The 17,307-nt window shown below is 32.6% G+C and carries 16 protein-coding genes and 1 riboswitch; of the genes, 13 read left to right on the top strand and 3 right to left on the bottom strand.

Annotated features, from left to right (window positions below):
* Positions 1–48: 48 nt before the first annotated feature.
* A complete protein-coding gene (locus tag U860_RS0114690) occupies positions 49–390 on the bottom strand; it encodes a DUF3914 domain-containing protein (protein ID WP_025149134.1) in 342 nt (113 codons plus the stop codon).
* A 281-nt stretch (positions 391–671) separates the two neighbouring features.
* Here U860_RS0114690 and U860_RS0114685 point away from each other — a divergent pair, with 281 nt between their 5' ends.
* The 8 genes from U860_RS0114685 (at position 672) to U860_RS0114645 (ending at position 10,835) form a co-directional block, all read left to right on the top strand.
* Positions 672–1,913: a lipase gene (locus U860_RS0114685; RefSeq protein WP_025149133.1), complete on the top strand. Its 1,242-nt coding sequence runs from the start codon at positions 672–674 to the stop codon at positions 1,911–1,913.
* 86 nt (positions 1,914–1,999) lie between these two features.
* Entirely contained in the window at positions 2,000–3,025 is a 1,026-nt protein-coding gene (locus U860_RS0114680) for a homoserine dehydrogenase (RefSeq protein WP_025149132.1), read from the top strand.
* Positions 3,026–3,114: 89 nt separating this feature from the next.
* Positions 3,115–4,563 carry a PLP-dependent aminotransferase family protein gene (locus tag U860_RS0114675; RefSeq protein WP_025149131.1) on the top strand — a complete coding sequence of 483 codons (1,449 nt, stop codon included), beginning with the start codon at positions 3,115–3,117 and terminating at the stop codon, positions 4,561–4,563.
* 4 nt (positions 4,564–4,567) lie between these two features.
* Positions 4,568–5,482: a D-alanine--D-alanine ligase gene (locus tag U860_RS0114670; protein WP_025149130.1), complete on the top strand. Its 915-nt coding sequence runs from the start codon at positions 4,568–4,570 to the stop codon at positions 5,480–5,482.
* Between the two features lie 95 nt (positions 5,483–5,577).
* Positions 5,578–5,683: riboswitch (TPP riboswitch) on the top strand.
* A 144-nt stretch (positions 5,684–5,827) separates the two neighbouring features.
* Positions 5,828–6,514, top strand: coding sequence for a thiaminase II (gene tenA / locus U860_RS0114660; protein WP_025149128.1), 687 nt, complete (start codon positions 5,828–5,830; stop codon positions 6,512–6,514).
* Positions 6,515–6,877: 363 nt separating this feature from the next.
* The gene (locus U860_RS0114655; protein WP_025149127.1) at positions 6,878–9,265 is read left to right on the top strand and encodes an RNaseH domain-containing protein; all 2,388 of its coding nucleotides are present in this window, start codon (positions 6,878–6,880) and stop codon (positions 9,263–9,265) included.
* Between the two features lie 225 nt (positions 9,266–9,490).
* The gene (locus tag U860_RS0114650) at positions 9,491–10,258 is read left to right on the top strand and encodes a DUF3959 family protein (protein ID WP_025149126.1); all 768 of its coding nucleotides are present in this window, start codon (positions 9,491–9,493) and stop codon (positions 10,256–10,258) included.
* Between the two features lie 160 nt (positions 10,259–10,418).
* A complete protein-coding gene (locus U860_RS0114645) occupies positions 10,419–10,835 on the top strand; it encodes a DUF3995 domain-containing protein (RefSeq protein ID WP_025149125.1) in 417 nt (138 codons plus the stop codon).
* A gap of 387 nt (positions 10,836–11,222) precedes the next feature.
* Here U860_RS0114645 and U860_RS0114640 read toward each other — a convergent pair whose 3' ends face one another.
* Positions 11,223–11,414, bottom strand: a complete 192-nt coding sequence (locus U860_RS0114640; RefSeq protein ID WP_025149124.1) for a hypothetical protein — start codon at positions 11,412–11,414, stop codon at positions 11,223–11,225.
* A gap of 278 nt (positions 11,415–11,692) precedes the next feature.
* Positions 11,693–11,899: a hypothetical protein gene (locus tag U860_RS0114635; RefSeq protein WP_025149123.1), complete on the bottom strand. Its 207-nt coding sequence runs from the start codon at positions 11,897–11,899 to the stop codon at positions 11,693–11,695.
* A 216-nt stretch (positions 11,900–12,115) separates the two neighbouring features.
* Here U860_RS0114635 and U860_RS0114630 point away from each other — a divergent pair, with 216 nt between their 5' ends.
* From U860_RS0114630 to U860_RS0114610, 5 genes are all read left to right on the top strand, one after another.
* Positions 12,116–13,120: a DUF1835 domain-containing protein gene (locus tag U860_RS0114630; RefSeq protein WP_025149122.1), complete on the top strand. Its 1,005-nt coding sequence runs from the start codon at positions 12,116–12,118 to the stop codon at positions 13,118–13,120.
* 147 nt (positions 13,121–13,267) lie between these two features.
* On the top strand, positions 13,268–13,672 hold the full coding sequence (locus U860_RS0114625; RefSeq protein WP_025149121.1) for a hypothetical protein: 405 nt from the start codon (positions 13,268–13,270) through the stop codon (positions 13,670–13,672).
* Positions 13,673–13,832: 160 nt separating this feature from the next.
* Positions 13,833–15,068, top strand: coding sequence for a cytochrome P450 (locus U860_RS0114620; RefSeq protein WP_025149120.1), 1,236 nt, complete (start codon positions 13,833–13,835; stop codon positions 15,066–15,068).
* A 270-nt stretch (positions 15,069–15,338) separates the two neighbouring features.
* On the top strand, positions 15,339–16,622 hold the full coding sequence (locus U860_RS0114615; protein ID WP_025149119.1) for an MFS transporter: 1,284 nt from the start codon (positions 15,339–15,341) through the stop codon (positions 16,620–16,622).
* Positions 16,612–17,241 carry a Vat family streptogramin A O-acetyltransferase gene (locus tag U860_RS0114610; RefSeq protein ID WP_025149118.1) on the top strand — a complete coding sequence of 210 codons (630 nt, stop codon included), beginning with the start codon at positions 16,612–16,614 and terminating at the stop codon, positions 17,239–17,241. The genes U860_RS0114615 and U860_RS0114610 overlap by 11 nt, the downstream gene beginning before the upstream one ends.
* The last annotated feature ends 66 nt before the right edge of the window (positions 17,242–17,307 follow it).

Raw genomic sequence — 17,307 nt, 5'->3', positions numbered from 1 at the left:
TATCAATCTTGAACTCTTTTTAGTTATAGATCATTCAGATAACGTAGTTTACATTACTTCATTTAATCGAGTCTCGCTCGTTTCTTCAATCACATTCGAATTTTGAACCGAACTATTTTGAGCTTCTTTTTCTTTACGGGATTTTTGTAGCATTTCAAGTATGATCCATAAAGGAACACCTTTATCTTTCAACATCTTCCATAAATCTAATTCGTTAAATTTATGCTCCGGTTGTTTCATTTCTTTTTCAGATGAACGAATATCAAATTTGATTGGATCATTTGATTTCTTATCTTCAAGTTTAGTAGAAGAGATATTATTATGCTCAAGACTAGAGGTAGTTAATTTAGTAGGTTGAGATAATGTATTCATATTTAATCCAATTTGCATATCGCTTTTCCTCCTTTTTATGTAATGAAGATAGCCGTCTTATAATATATAGATTGGTTTAGCGTGAGGAAACTACATTTAATTATAAATTTAAATAAATGGATTTACAAGTTATATTGTAAAAAGTAAATGCATACTTGGAATAATATTTATCAACATTTGTATATGTTTTCTACATATACAATGTATATAAAATATTTTACATTATGTATAAGTTAATAACTAATTGTGTGGATTGTTTTCATATTAAAATGTAAACGTTTTATTAGGGGGCAGAAAGTATGGGGAAGTTATTCTTTAAAATATGTTTTTTCGCATTAGTGGCTGTTTGTTCATTCACAGCGAAAACAACTTACGCTGAAGAGAGGCCACAAAATAATTATCCTATCGTTTTAGTAAATGGATTTGCGGGATGGGGTAGAGAGGAAATGCTAGGGGTAAAATATTGGGGTGGTTCTAATGATATTCAGGAAGATTTAAAACGAAATGGTTATACAGTACATACAGCTGCTGTGGGACCTGTTTCTAGTAACTGGGACCGAGCATGTGAATTATATGCGCAAATTAAGGGGGGAACAGTAGATTATGGTACAGCACATTCAGAAAAACATGGACATAATCGTTTTGGCCGAACTTATAGCGGGTTTGCACCGAATTGGAGTGAATCAAATAAAGTTCACCTAATTGGACATAGCATGGGTGGACAAACAACGAGAACTTTAGTTCAGTTGTTAAAAGAAGGAAGTTTTGAAGAAAAGAATTATGTGAAAAATCATCCGAATACGAATATCTCACCTTTATTTGAAGGTGGAAAATCATATGTTCATAGCGTTACAACATTAGCAACTCCTCATAATGGTACAACACTTGCGGATGGAAGTCGTCTGTTGCCGTTTGTTAAAGAATTACTTATTGCGGCTGCGAGTATGGGAGGGAATAATAATCTATCATTATATGATTTTAAATTGGATCAATGGGGTATTAAGAAGAGTGCCGGAGAGCCCTTTTTGCAATATACTGATCGTATTCTAAATAGTTCAATTTGGAAAAATACAAAAGATTTAAGTCAATGGGATTTAAGTACTGATGGAGCAAATGAATTGAACAATTGGGTAAAAACACAATCAGATGTGTATTACTTATCGTATAGTGGGCATGCTTCGCAAGCAACGCCTTTAACAGGTTTGCATCTACCCCATATTACGATGAATAAAGTATTAATGGGAAATGCATTTTTCTTAGGCTCCTATACAAGGTATGAAGAAAACCGACCATTAATTGATACGTCTTGGTGGCAAAATGATGGTGTAGTAAATACAAATTCTATGATTGCGCCTTCGTCTAATATTGCTGTAAATGATAATGAGTCTTTACAGATTGGAAAATGGAATCATATCGAAACGAAAGTGAATTGGGACCATCTCGATATGGTAGGATTAAGCGTTTCAGACACATTAGGTTTTTCTAATATCCAAGAGTTTTATAAAACAATTGCAGAAAAATTATCACGGTTACCGAAATAGATAATAATAAAGCGCTCTCGATGGAATTCGAGGGCGCTTTATATTATATTGAAAGAGGGATTTGGTAGAAAATATGGGGGGATATTATGAAAATTCAAGTTGTATTATCAGGGTATGGGACAGTAGGAAGAGAGTTTATAAAATTATTAAACGAAAAACATTTATATATAAATGAAACATATGGAATTGATTTAGTTGTTAGTGGAGTGATAGGAAGAAATATTGCAATACATAATGAGGAAGGTTTGTCTATTAATGATTTATTGTTATATGGTGGCGGTACTGCTGCAATTGAAAAATATATAGAACATTATCCAGAGAATCGTGGAACTATTAATATAAATGGTACTGTATTAGTTGAATCAACTGCTACAAATCTTAAAAATGGAAATCCAGGGAAACAGTACATGGAACAAGCTATTGAAAATCAAATGGATGTAGTAGCTATTTCAAAAGGCGCACTTGTTACAGCTTGGAGTGAACTGAATGAGGAAGCACGTATTTCAGGCTCACGTATTCGGTATAGCGGTGCAACTGCGGCTGCGTTACCTACATTAGACATTGGACAACTAAGTTTAGCAGGTTGCCATATTGAAAAGATAGAAGGAATATTGAACGGGACAACAAATTATATTCTTACAAAGATGTATGAAGAAGATAAAACGTTTGAAGAAGCGTTGCATGAAGCACAAAATAAAGGAATTGCGGAGACTAACCCATTATTAGATATTAGCGGGATGGATAGCGCATGTAAATTATTACTTTTGACGAATAGTTTAATGGGAACAGAGTATTCACTTAAAGACATACATATCGAAGGAATAGAAGACATTACAAAAGAACAAATTCAAAATGTGAAGGAACAAAATAAATCTATTAAATTAATTGCATCAGCATATAAAGATGATGATGGAAAGATAAACTTAAAGGTACAACCATGTGATATAGAGAAAGAGCACCCGTTAGCAAATATAAATGGTACCGAAAAAGGAATTACGTTCTTTACAGATACAATGGGACAAGTCACTACAATTGGTGGAGCTTCTAATCCACGCGGAGCAGCTGCTGCTGCTTTAAAAGATGTAATTAACTTATATCGTAAAGATTTGTAAGACCGTACCGCTATTAATAAAAAATACATATGTAGTGGACCTTTTGAGAATGAAATAAATATGCAAAAATAATTGCAGGGGGTAAGGAATTGTTTAAGGATTTTAAAGTTGTAAAAGATCGTCCCGTTTATATTCAATTGAAGGATTATTTGAAAAAGATGATTATGAAAGGGCATTTGTTAGGGAACCAGAAAATTCCATCAACCCGAGAACTGAGTGAATTATTATCTGTGAGCAGAAATACAGTACTCGCTGCTTATGCGGATTTAGAACAAGAAGGGCTAATTTATGCAGTTAAAGGAAAAGGAAATTTTGTTGCGAAGGTGGATATAAGTAACACTTCGTCTGTTGAAATAGATTGGAAAAATAAACTCAATACAGTTACCGCATTAGCGGATGAATTAGATTTAATGAAACATGGTGTTCGCTGGGAAAAAGGAATGATTGTTTTTAATAGTATAGCCCCGGACGAAAAGCTATTTGATGTTGAAAATTTCAAAAGAGCTTTTCTTACTCGTATGTCCATTGAAGGGAATATCGTATTGAACTACGGATATGCAAAAGGTTATCGACCGTTAATGAATTATCTACTTCATTACATGGAAATGAAAGGTGTAGACATTTCGAACAAAGATATTTTAATTACAAACGGATTTACAGAAGGGTTAGATATTGTATTATCTTCTTTATCGAAGAAATCAGGGCGTGTTATTTGTGAGAATCCAACTCACCATGCTGCACTGAAGCTTTTTCGCTTACATGGACTTGAAGTTCATGGGATGGATATGAGAGATGATGGTATTGATACGAATCAATTAGAAAAAAGTTTGCGTGAAAAGGATTTTGATTTCGCGTATTTAATTCCTTCTTATCATAATCCAACCGGTATTGTTACGAGTTCGGAGAAAAGAACGGAATTGATGAGGTTATTTTCAAAATATAAGATTCCTATTATAGAGGACGGATTTAATGAAGAATTACGTTATTCAGGTTCACATTTAGCGCCATTATTAACTTTTGCTGGGGCTGGTAATAATGTGATTTATATTAGTAGCTTTTCAAAGGTACTTTTCCCTGGTTTACGTGTAGGTTGGATCATTGCAGACAAAGAACTGATTCATTATTTAGAAAGTGTAAAAAGAGCAAGGACCATTCACACATCAACGTTAGATCAAGCTGTTCTGTTTCAATATTTACATGAAGGATATTTCGAAAAATATTTAAAAAAGGCAAGATCTGTTTATAAGAAAAAATATGAGTTAGCTGTTGGGGCGTGTAATCAGTACATCCCGTTTAAAAGAATGACTGGAGATGGTGGACTTCATTTATTTATAGAATTGGAAGAAAAAATTCATGCCCGCACACTTTTACAAAAATGTTATGAGAAAGGAGTTACGTTTTCTCCTGGAGATGTTTTTTACTCTGATGGAGGAGGAGCGAACACTTTCCGATTAGGCTTTTCACGTTTGAAAGAAAAGGAAATTGTTAGCGGTATTCAAATAATTGGTGATACATTAAAAAATGAAATTTGGAGTTGAGAAGATGAGAATTGGCGTTATTATGGGAGGAGTATCCTCTGAAAAACAAGTATCAATTATGACTGGGAATGAAATGATTGCACATTTAGATAAGAGTAAGTATGAAATAGTTCCAATTACGTTAAATGAAAAAATTGATTTAATTGAAAAAGCGAAAGACATTGATTTTGCATTGCTAGCATTACACGGAAAATACGGAGAAGATGGGACAATTCAAGGAACGCTTGAGAGTTTAGGTATCCCTTATAGCGGGAGTAATATGTTATCTAGCGGTATATGTATGGACAAAAATATTTCGAAAAAGATTTTGCGTTATGAAGGAGTAGAAACACCAGATTGGATTGAACTTACGAAAATGGAGGATCTAAAGCTTGAAGAGTTAGATAAGTTAGGCTTTCCATTAGTGGTAAAACCAAACACTGGCGGATCGAGTGTTGGAGTAAAAATCGTCTATAATAAAAATGAATTAATTTCTATGCTGGAAACTGTATTCGAATGGGATTCTGAAGTAGTAATTGAGAAGTATATAAAAGGTGACGAGATTACGTGTTCCATTTTTGATGGAAAACAGTTACCTATCATTTCAATTCGACATGCAGCTGAGTTTTTTGACTACAATGCAAAATATGATGATGCTAGTACAGTTGAAGAAGTTATAGAACTTCCAGCTGAAATTAAAGATCTTGTAAATAAAGCGTCAATTGCTTGTTATAGAGCATTAAAATGTAGTGTTTACGCTAGAGTTGATATGATTGTAAAAGATGGAATTCCATATGTAATGGAAGTTAATACGTTACCTGGAATGACAAAATCAAGCTTGTTGCCAAAAAGCGCAGAAGCAGCGGGAATTAGCTATAGTAAGCTATTAGATATGATCGTTGAAACGTCTTTACAAGTAAGGAAAAACGAAGGATTTTAATTTTTAAAAAATGATTGGTTTATTATTTTAATAGAACAATCCAATAAGTTTGACAGTTTCAAGAAGTATGCTATGATGAATACGAAAACTATATATTTATCCACTAGGGGTGCCTATAATAGGCTGAGATCAAAAGTATTTTTGAGACTCTTAGTACCTGATCTGGTTAATGCTAGCGTAGGGAAGTGGAGAAGACGGATAATGATTAACGAATACGTTTTTGATGTCTATTTCACTTTCTTTACGCTTGTAAAGAAAGTTTTTTTATTTTACAGCACTAGAAACCAGGAGAAGTACTTATTATATAGTTTCAAAAGTAGACTTTTATTTATTGGAGGGATTTAAGTGTCTTTTTCACAGTCATTACGTAATGAAGTAAATTTTATTTGGGAATCGAGTTTCAATCATCCGTTTGTGAAAAAACTCGGAGAAGGAACACTAGATTTAGCTAGTTTCCGTTATTATGTGCTCCAAGATTCATATTATTTAAGTCATTTTGCACGAGTGCAAACATTAGGTGCTGCAAAGGCCCTTGAATTAGAAACGACGGCTCGTATGGCGCATCATGCACAAAATACATATGAAGCTGAGTTATCATTACATAAGAACTTTGCTAAGAAATTAGGAATTACGAAAGAAGAAAAAGACAATTTTGTACCAGCACCAACTGCATATGCGTATACATCCCATATGTATCGTGCTGCTTATGAGGGGCATTTAGGAGATATTATTGCAGCTATACTACCTTGCTATTGGTTATATTATGAAATTGGTGAACGTTTAAAAGGAAGTCAGCCAGAAGAACCCATCTATCAAGAATGGATTTCTGCATATGGATCGGATTGGTTCCGTACATTAGTAGAAGAGCAAATCACACGATTAGATACTATCGCTGAAAAAGTAACAGAGGCAGACCGTAATCGTATGAGAAAACACTTTATTATTAGTAGTCAATATGAATATTCATTTTGGGAAATGGCATATACATTAGAAAAATGGCCGGTGAATGAAGAAGTTAAAGGTGTTTTTTAAAAAAGAGTATAGTGAAGGTATCGCTATATAAAGAGGCGATACCTTTTAATATATTTAGTTTCTGTAAATATTTTGTAAATTATATATACAGAATATAACGATTTATCATATAATCGTTTTGTATTATACTAGGCGATGTAAGGAGGGATTAATATGGTAAAAGTAATACGTGAAATATAAGAAAGTATTGGTATCTTTCATGAGGTTGGTTTATGTAATGTTATATTCGTATAATTAGATTAAAATGTTTCTTCTGAAGTACTTGGTTTTAAATTAATTAGATTGGGCTTTATAAAAATTAGCGAGCTTTTTTAGTTTTATTCATAATCAAGATAATTAATAAAGAGAGGAAGTATTCATAGTATGAAAAAAATACAATTATTAACATTTAATGATGTAGTAGAACCCCTCTTTAATGAAAAAGTAGCATATATATATTTTCCCATTGAATGGCTTGATATTGTAGATATACATTATAGAACATTTTTATTAACGAGCAAATTAAAACTTTTAAATGAAAGATTGTATGATATGTTCTCTGACATATTATTCATTCAGCATAATCCATATATATTAAAGGAAGATACGCCTTGGATTGTTTCAAAAGAACCAATGAGACAAGAACAGTTGGACTATATTTTACAAAGTTGGTATGCGGTTATTCATGATTGGAAACCGAATAAATTAACAGATCCACCATGTTTAGAATGGCATTATGATTTAATATGTAATTTACCAGTATTACATGATAAAGAAACATATTTTAAATGGGTTCCAGCATTAATTACACATGTTTTTTGCGAACAGCCTGTACGTATGAATAATAAGAATGAAGAAGAAATATATTTTTCACCACTTCGATCACAAAATATTTGTGAAGCGATGTCAGAGCCAATTATAGATGAAGAAACACAAGATTATTTCGCTTATGTGTATCGGTTTGAATATATAACTCGTGGAGGCGAGAATATTCCACTTTTGAAAGTATCCATAGGGATTAGGCGATTTTATCAACAATATAATCATAAAGATATGTCTATACTTTTGAGTCGGAAACGCGGATTAATACTAGTTTCAACTCCTGAATTTGCATCGGAAAATAAAAAGCAGCGATTTGTAAAGTTAAAAGTGCAACAAGCGAAAAAAGGAATAAAGTGGATTAAACTTTATAGAAATTTAAAAGATGATTTTAAGATAGGAGGAGAAGTAGTGTTAGATCATATTCTTCAATATCCGAAAGAGTATATTGCGGGAACGAATGTCAGAGTGCTACTTCCATATAATGAAAAAATATATAAAGTTCAAGGAACAAAAATAAAATTTGGTATAAAAGTAAGAGATAAAGAGGAACTTTTTAATGAATTCCAGCGAAGTTTTCCATATTTCACATTGCTTCCAGAATGTGAAAAGATATTAACTAATACTGAAAATGAACAATTACCTTTATTTGCGCCAAAGGGATTAAAAACAATTACGTTAGAAGTATGGTCGAACGATATATTAATAGAGATAGAACAAGCGTTATTAGAAAGCAAAGTAGTTCTGGCTCAGAATGATGATTCCACTTATTTATTAAATGCAGACGCTCCAGTTTTGTTGAAGATAGTGAGATGTAATATTGAGAAAGTGTTACAAAATCCATATCGCATGCAATATTGCCATAAATATAAAACAAATCTTGTTGACGATGTCGTGAAAGCTGTGCACGCTACAGCAGGAGAGCGAAATGAAACGACGTTAGCATTAATCGCAATAAAAAACTATGACGGGCGTGAGAAAATTGATCCGAAGCAAATTATTCGTGAAGGATTCGCTCGAACGAAACGTATTTCAACATTTATTAATTTATTTATCGGACAAAGTGTGTCTAAAGGAGAAATAATAACCGCAGTTTTTAGTTTGTTAGAGCAAAAGGGTTTCTTAAAGCGTAGTTGGAATAAGATGGAATTACCAGGTACTTATGTAAATTTATCAATTGAGAAAATATATAAATTCGATTCCTTACCTATTTTTTCAAAAATAAATGGGACAGAAATTTCATATAAATTATACGGACAAGCAGAGTGGAACACGATTGATCATACATTATTAAATATAGATAATTATAATGCGGTTGTACCCCAGCCATCTAAAAGAAATGATATGGGAGTTCGTTTTAAACAATTCGTGTCCGAAACGTTAGTTGAAATATTACAAGATGCGCAAAAGCGAAATGAAGATGTTTATTTTATTGTAGATGCAAATATGAGAAAATATTGGATAAAAGAGTTGCAAAATGAAACCATTGATATAGATGTTTTACCCGATATAATCTCGAATTCAAAAGAATATTCAAATTTAAAAGTAGTAAGAATTAATACAACTTTTGATGTACCGAGTTATATTACTAGAGAACATAATTACGTTATAGATGAGAGTGGCTTATTTGCAGATCAAAAAGGAATGTATTATAGCACTAATGCGCACGTGTTAGAGTGTGATGAGATAGTACAGCAGTACATACTTGAAATTATCCCGTTAGGTGCAAAACCCGAAGAGAGGGACGACATCGCCAAATTGATACATTACATGTGTTATAAAACAAGCTCGCTCACGGAAAGAAATATACACAAGACGTATTCGATGCAAATGGCTAAATTAATAAAAAATTATATTACGGATATAGATGCAAGAGAATTTAAAGAATTTAATGATGAATTAGATTTGGATATAACGATCTTAGAAAAGGAAGATTCGTTGTTATTAATTTAAATATCAGTAAACAAATCCTGCTAGTTATAATGAGCAGGATTTGTCATTTTTTAATGTAAATATAGATATGATTTGTCATGTATATTTTCTTTTTCATATTTACTTTATTCACATACGGGATTAAGATGTTTTTTAGAAATACCACTATTGTATCACGAAGAGTTGCCTTAAAATATGAAATTTACTTTACAAAACTGAAAAAGAATTTGAAAGGAATGGGGAATGGTGAAAAAATTAGATGTACTATTAATGGTGCTGAGCAGCCTCTTTCCAGTTGCAGGCATTATGAAGCAAATCCCTCTAGAGCAATCTTTATTTATTGGAGGGTTATTATTTTTCACTAGTTTTGGTAGTTATTACGCAAAAAAGATGTACTCACGAATATGTAGCTGGATAGCATACGCTTCATTTATTACATTATTGTTAGTCATTTGGAATCAATATGTTACAATGAGTTCGTTAATAGCGAACGCGAAAATCGCTGCATGTATCGCTTTAATTCCATGTATATTCCGTTTTCGTACATACGGGCTTACAGTAGGCTTACTCTCACTATGGTCTGCATTGTTATGGGATATAAAGGAAATAAAGTCATTAGCAATTCTTGAGCGTATTACAAGTTTAATGACAACACAGTATTCATATCTTCTGTTTCTAATGGGAGGACTTATATTTGGTGGATTACTTGCGATGCTATTGCACCGTAAAGAAAAAGATAATAACGTAGAAAATACAAATATATTTAAACAAAAAAAGAAACGCAACAAGCCAACATTTAAAATTCGTATTCCTAGATTACCAAAGTTTAAGATTAAATTATTTAAGTTTGGCGGAAAATCTTCTAAACGAAAAACGCCAGAAACTATTTATGAGCGTAATTATGATAAACCAGTTGAAACATATCAAATGACAGAGCAAGAACAGCAACATAAAGTAGAAGCTATACAAGGACAAACAAGGATGGAACGTCGAAGAAATAGGTATAATGCATAGTAAAATTAGTTAACCCCTTAATGATTTATCGTAGAATTGATAGATTATTAAGGGGTTTTATATATAGTTCTTTAATACTTTGAATGGAAAATAGATTTCTAAAGAAATTTGTAGCATACTTTAAAAAGTGAGACTTGAACAAAATAATGGAGGTGCCAAAATGCTTATTTTTACAATTATTTCTGTATGTATATTATTCTTAGTGAGCTTTTTACATGTATACTGGGCTTTCGGAGGAAAGTGGGGAACAAATAGTGTCATTCCAACTGAATTTGGAGAAAAAACGTTTACGCCCGGTACAGCAATGACATTATTAATTGCGCTACTATTAAGTGTAGCAGCAATAATTTTATTACTACAAGCGAAAGTTATTAGTTTTGCGGTTCCAAACGTTATTATTCAAATTGGCACATGGGTTTGTATGATTGTTTTTTTCATTAGAGTAGTAGGTGAGTTTAACTATTTTGGAATATTCAAACGTAAAAAGGATACTCCTTTTGCTAAAATGGACACTCTTTTATATATTCCTCTTTGTGCCTTCTTATCTCTCACATTTTTATTAGCAATTATCCAGTGAAAATATATAAACTCGTATTAGTTAATATATTTTAGTAATGTAAAGAACTCGATATAACAAATGATGAAATAGGTGGTTTCTGTGTAATCAGAAACCACCTATTTCATCCCGCATTAACGGGCAGTAAGAATCCCACCTCAAAATTCGAGTGTAAAGCAAAGAAGTTAGGTGGGAGATCAGCTGCCCGTAAAAGCCCGATTGGTTCAACTAATAATCAGTGGGGGATGAACAAAACCCCCCACTGATTAAAGTTTCACTTTATACGAGTGCAAACATTGACCATCCAAAGAAATTATTTCTAGAATAAGATGCCAATTTAAAAACTAAAATAAGGTTGCAAGTAGAAACATGCACATTTTTTGTTGGGATAGATTTTAGTTTGGAGTTCTAAGATTGTTGCATTTCTTTTATTTTTTTGGTTCCCAAAATACAACTAATAATTGCAAGTATTGCACTAGAAGATATAAAATTTACAGTCCAATAAATTCCTGTTCCAGTAATTAAGTCGATAATTACAAATTTTTTAATTGCCGAACCTTGTACAGTATGAAAAATAAATTGGTTGTTTTTGTTGCCCAATGTTGTCACGTCCCTTATCCTTTTTTAATACATATGACAAGGTAGGCCTGTTCTAGTCATTTAATCTCAAGGAAATGATAAAGAGCAATAATAAGAGGAGTAGCAAAATACCACTTACAATAAAACCGACATGTACTCATGTGTATTTAAGAAAAATCACTACGAATTCTTCTTCTACGTAAAGTATGAATCAATAATAAAGATCTAACTAGAAACAGTATTGCATTTGAATCATAGCAAGGTTAAGTAAAAGAGAAATCCGAAAGATTTCTTTAATCTTAGATCTTAAACTTATCTTTAACATTAATAAATATTAAAAATAATATTATGGCAGATATTAAGTTAGACAAGTAGAATTCTTGGTGAAACAGTAGCTCAAAGATGACATTGAAAGTGTATAATAAACCAATTACTGGAAATATACAAATGAATAGATATCTCCAATTTTTTAAATATTGTTTGTAATTAATAAGTACTTTCTCCATAGATTTTGCTCCTGTAATTTTTATTTTCTATATAATTATACATTTAAATAAAAAGATTTACAAAGCGTTTTAAAAATAAATAAAAATTACCGTTAATATATCACTGTACTAATATGAATTTTAAAATAGATATAATCTATAAAAAGCTTTAAAACATCTACACTAAAATGATACACTATAATCTACGTTATTTTAGTAATGAATTGAGGGATTTACATGATAGATAAAATTAAAAATGTTGTTGATGAAATGTATGAGGATGAAGCAAAACAATTACTTCAAAGTATTCTTATACAGTTAGATCTATTAGAAGAAAACTATAGTGAAGATACAATTAAACACTTGATGGATATTCCTAAACAACTAACGAGAAATAAATCTTATAAAAGGAATGTAAAAGAAAGCACACATGTACATATCGCTTTTGATGATTCAACAGCTGGGTGCTTAAAATATATGTTAGATCAAGAAGAACTACATGAAGAGAGTGTTGTTGCATTCTCTGAATTCTTTTCAATTGGACCGATACATATGTTACATAAGAATAAAGGGCAACTAGCAAGGCAGCAATGGCTATTAAACAACTTAACTGCTTATGATAGTTATTTTGAAGAAGAATATTTACCAAGATTTATGGAAACTTTAGAAGAGCTACAATCTATACCTAATGAAACGCCTATTACAATTTGGAAGGCAAATAATGCCCATGAGCATGTAGGCCTTTGTTTTGTAATTGCTCAATTACAGGATAAGAAAAATATTCGTGTTATAAATACATCTGAAGCGAACAAAAACATATTCATCCAAGAGTATGATATACGTGGAACGGGAGAATTATCGCCTGAAAGTTTAGCTACTTTCCAAAAGAGCTTTGTAGAATTACCTTATTTAACTACAGAGAACAGAATAGGTCTTGAGAATGAATGGAATCATTTATCGAATCGTACAGAGTTTTTAAGAGTTTGGACCGATAATGAAGTGCATTCTGTACAAGAAGACCATTTTGATCAATTCATTATTGATTGTGCGAAAAGAGTAGGTGCTGACAAAGGGTTCCTTAAAGCTCCGAGAGTGATTGGCGAAGCGCTTGGCCTTGTGGAGCAATTAGTTGGGGATACGTTTTTAGAGTTTCGCTTGAAAGAATTAATTAAACAAGGATTATTTGAATTTGAAGGTTCACTAGAAGAAATGCGTTTTTATAGTGTGAAGTTGAGAAAATAATAAATACATGTCGCTTTATGAAAAGCTCGTATTTTTCAAAATACGAGCTTTTTTGAGTTGAATTTGGGCTATATATAAGCTTCCTATAGATGCCATATCACATATTAATGTTAAAGGTAATAAGTGAAAAGAAGGTGATTTTTTATTATGTATAACCAACAAAACTACCCATATGATCAAGCGATGTATTATAATCCACAAAACTATGGATATGAATCTGCAAATGAAGTTAGAGATGTTGAACATGAAGATTATAGACCAGATGATGCGGAAGATGCTCCAACATCACCACCTCCGTCACAAGCTCCGTCGTTACCATCTGCATTTGCTTCTCCAGCACAAGCAGGCAATATGAAATCATGGATGTGTAACTGTCTAGGAAGATGGGGCTATTTACGTTTACATCGTCCTGGACCCTTCGGAAGAGATTTATGGTTCTTCCCGACTGAAGTTAGAAGAAATGGGGTTTCAGGATATACTTGGCAAGGTGGTCGCCGCCGTAAAGTAAGTTACCGATATCAACAAATTAGTAACTTTATGTGCTTCGCATAAAGAAAAGTGAGAGAGTAGAATGATTCTGCTCTCTCATTTTTTTATTTTTCAATATACGAAGTAAGATTTTGATTAAAAATTTACAATTTTCACGTTTTTATCGGAGTATAATGCAACTGTTGGGTTGGTTTTCAAAAACAAATGAGAGTGAGGGAATACAATGTCAATGAAAAACATAGTTGGCCGAAAAATAGAGGATGGTATTAATTTATCGTCTGCTCAGTTTAAAGAAGATGCTTATGAAATTTATAAAGAGTCGCGAAAAATGCAGCCTATATTATTTGTAAATCAGGTTGAAATCGGTAAAGAATGGCTCATTACAAGATATGAAGATGCCCTACCACTTTTAAAAGATAATCGCTTAAAAAAAGATCCGGCCAATGTATTTTCTCAAGATACAATGAACATGTTTCATACTGTTGACAATAGTGATCATTTAACAACGCATATGTTAAATTCGGATCCACCTAACCACAATCGTTTACGATCTTTAGTCCAAAAAGCTTTTACGCCGAAGATGATTACGCAATTAGACGGAAGAATTCAGAAAATCGCGGATGATTTAATAAGTGATGCAAAGCAAAAAGGTACATTGAATCTTGTAGATGATTATTCATTCCCATTACCGATTATTGTAATAAGCGAGATGCTTGGAATTCCAAAAGAGGATCAAGCGAAATTTAGAATTTGGTCTCATGCTGTCATTGCATCGCCAGAAACACCAGAAGAAATAAAAGAAACCGAAAAGCAACTATCTGAATTTATTACATATCTTAAATATTTAGTTGATGTAAAACGACAAGAACCTAAAGAAGATTTAGTCAGTGCATTAATACTTGCGGAAAGTGAAGGACATAAACTGAGTGCGCCAGAACTATATTCTATGATTATGTTACTTATCGTAGCTGGTCATGAAACGACTGTGAATTTAATTACAAATACAGTATTAGCACTTCTTGAAAACCCAAAACAATTACAGTTATTAAAAGAAAATCCAAAACTAATTGATTCGGCTATTGAAGAAGGATTACGATACTACTCACCAGTTGAAATTACAACTGCAAGATGGGCGGCTGAGCCGTTTCAGATTCATGACCAAACAATCCAAAAAGGAGACATGGTTATTATTGCATTAGCTTCCGCAAACCGTGATGAAACAGTATTTGAAAACCCAGAAGTATTCGATATAACACGAGAAAATAACCGTCATATTGCCTTTGGGCATGGTAGTCATTTCTGCCTAGGAGCACCACTTGCTAGGTTGGAAGCAAAGATTGCTATTACTACTTTGCTTAAACGGATGCCTGAACTACAAATAAAAGGAGATCGTAAAGAAATTAAATGGCAAGGCAATTATTTAATGCGTTCTTTAGAGGAGTTACCTTTGACTTTCTAGAATAGTTAAATTGAGACATGCATACATTGAAAATGTTTTACATAGAGTATGTATGTGTTATTTAAATTCGAAACGGAAGGGTGAAAACATCCCAATGATCAACTAATTCTATTTTTAAGAGATCTTCGTTACAAAAACGAAATATTCTTCTGAATAGGATTAGTATGTACATTTTTATAGAAAAGAGATGTATTTCACGTCGTGAAAATATAGTCTTTTCATATAGTTTGTGCTGCCTCCTGTTCAGTATGCGAAATAGGGGGCTTTTTTATGTCAACGACTGTAGAAACGAAACAAAATAATGGAGTATCACAAGTATTGAAAAATCGATTTGTACAGGGAATTTTAGCTTCAGCGTTATTTTTACAAATTGGAATATGGATTCGGAACTTTGCGGTATTATTGTATGTTATGGAAATGACGAAAGGTGATGCTTTCGCTATTTCGATGATTTCAGTTGCTGAGTTTGCTCCAATTTTTATCTTCTCCTTTATAGGTGGTACTTTTGCAGATAGGTGGAAGCCGAAGAGGACAATGATATGGTGTGAAACGTTAAGTTCTATTTCAGTATTCGTTGTATTAATTACACTTATGTTTGGAACGTGGAAAATAGTGTTTTTTGTGACGCTCATTTCGGCAATCCTTTCACAGTTTTCTCAACCGTCTGGAATGAAGTTGTTTAAACAGCATTTATCAACGGAACAAATTCAATTAGCAATGTCTATATATCAAACGATATTTGCAATATTTATGGTGTTAGGACCAATTCTCGGAACATTTATTTTTCACAGTTTTGGAATTTATATTTCAATTATCATAACTGGTATCGCATTTTTATTTGCAGCAGTTGTTTTGTTATTTCTTCCGAAAGATCTCGAAAATGATAATGAGAAGAGTGAAATTACACTATTACAGGAAATGTTGGATGGTATTAAATATGTAAAAAAGAAAAAAGCATTAACTTTGCTTGGTCTATGTTTTATGGCAGCAGGGCTAGGTATAGGTTTAATTCAGCCACTAGGTATATTTATTGTGACTGAGCAGTTAGGGTTATCAAAAGAGAGTTTACAATGGTTACTAACAGTAAATGGCGCGGGGATGATTATTGGAGGAGCTTTAGCGATGGTTTTTGCGAAAAACGTTGCTCCGCAAAAAATGTTGATTGTAGGGATGCTCGGTCAGGCAATTGGCATTGGTATTATAGGATACTCCACAAATTTATGGGTGACACTTACAGCACAACTTTTTAGTGGTTTAGCTCTTCCGTGTATCCAAATAGGTATTAATACGCTCATTATTCAAAATAGTGATACCGATTTTATTGGAAGGGTAAACGGTATTTTAAGTCCGCTATTTACCGGTTCAATGGTAGTAACGATGAGTATTGCTGGTTCATTAAAGGAGATGTTTTCATTAGGTACGATGTACGAGGGGACGGCTCTATTATTTGTTATTGGATTATTGTTTATTTTACCTATATACAATTTAAAGCCAGTAATAGAAGTAGAAAGTGAAATGAATGGTAAAGGAAGTGCTGTGCAACATGAATCCTAATCCAAATGTTAAATACCCAATTGAAGGAAATCAAAACGTTCATTTTATAAAAAATACAATAACGAAATCTAATATACTTGTTGGTGACTATTCTTATTTTGATGCGAAGCATGGGGAAACATTAGAAAATCGAGTATTATATCATTATGAATTTATCGGAGATCGTCTCGTTATTGGAAAGTTTTGTTGTATTGCATCTGGAGTTACCTTTATTATGAACGGAGCGAATCATCGAATGGATGGATTTTCGGCGTATCCTTTTAATATCTTTGGGAATGGCTGGGAGAAATTCACGCCTGATTTGTCTGATTTACCGTATAAAGGAGATACAGTTATAGGAAATGACGTTTGGATTGGTATGGATACAACTATTATGCCTGGAATAAAAATTGGAGATGGTGCAATAATTGCAGCTAAATCTGTTGTGACTAAAGACGTCGCACCATATACAATTGTTGGTGGAAACCCTGCAAATAAAATAAAAGAGAGGTTTTCAAATGCAATAATAGAAGAACTATTGCAAATTCAATGGTGGCATTTTGATATTGAGAACATAACCGAAAATATCGATGCTATTGTACGAGGGGATATAGGATCATTAAGAAAGTTAAAAAGGTAATAAAAAATGCATGACAAAAAGTATCATACCTCCGAATTTTGTTAATGATAAAAGAACAAGGAGGTG

The sequence above is a fragment of the Bacillus sp. H1a genome, from assembly GCF_000633475.1.
Taxonomy (GTDB): Bacteria; Bacillota; Bacilli; order Bacillales; family Bacillaceae_G; genus Bacillus_A; species Bacillus_A paramycoides.
This window is presented reverse-complemented; position numbering and strand designations above follow the sequence as displayed.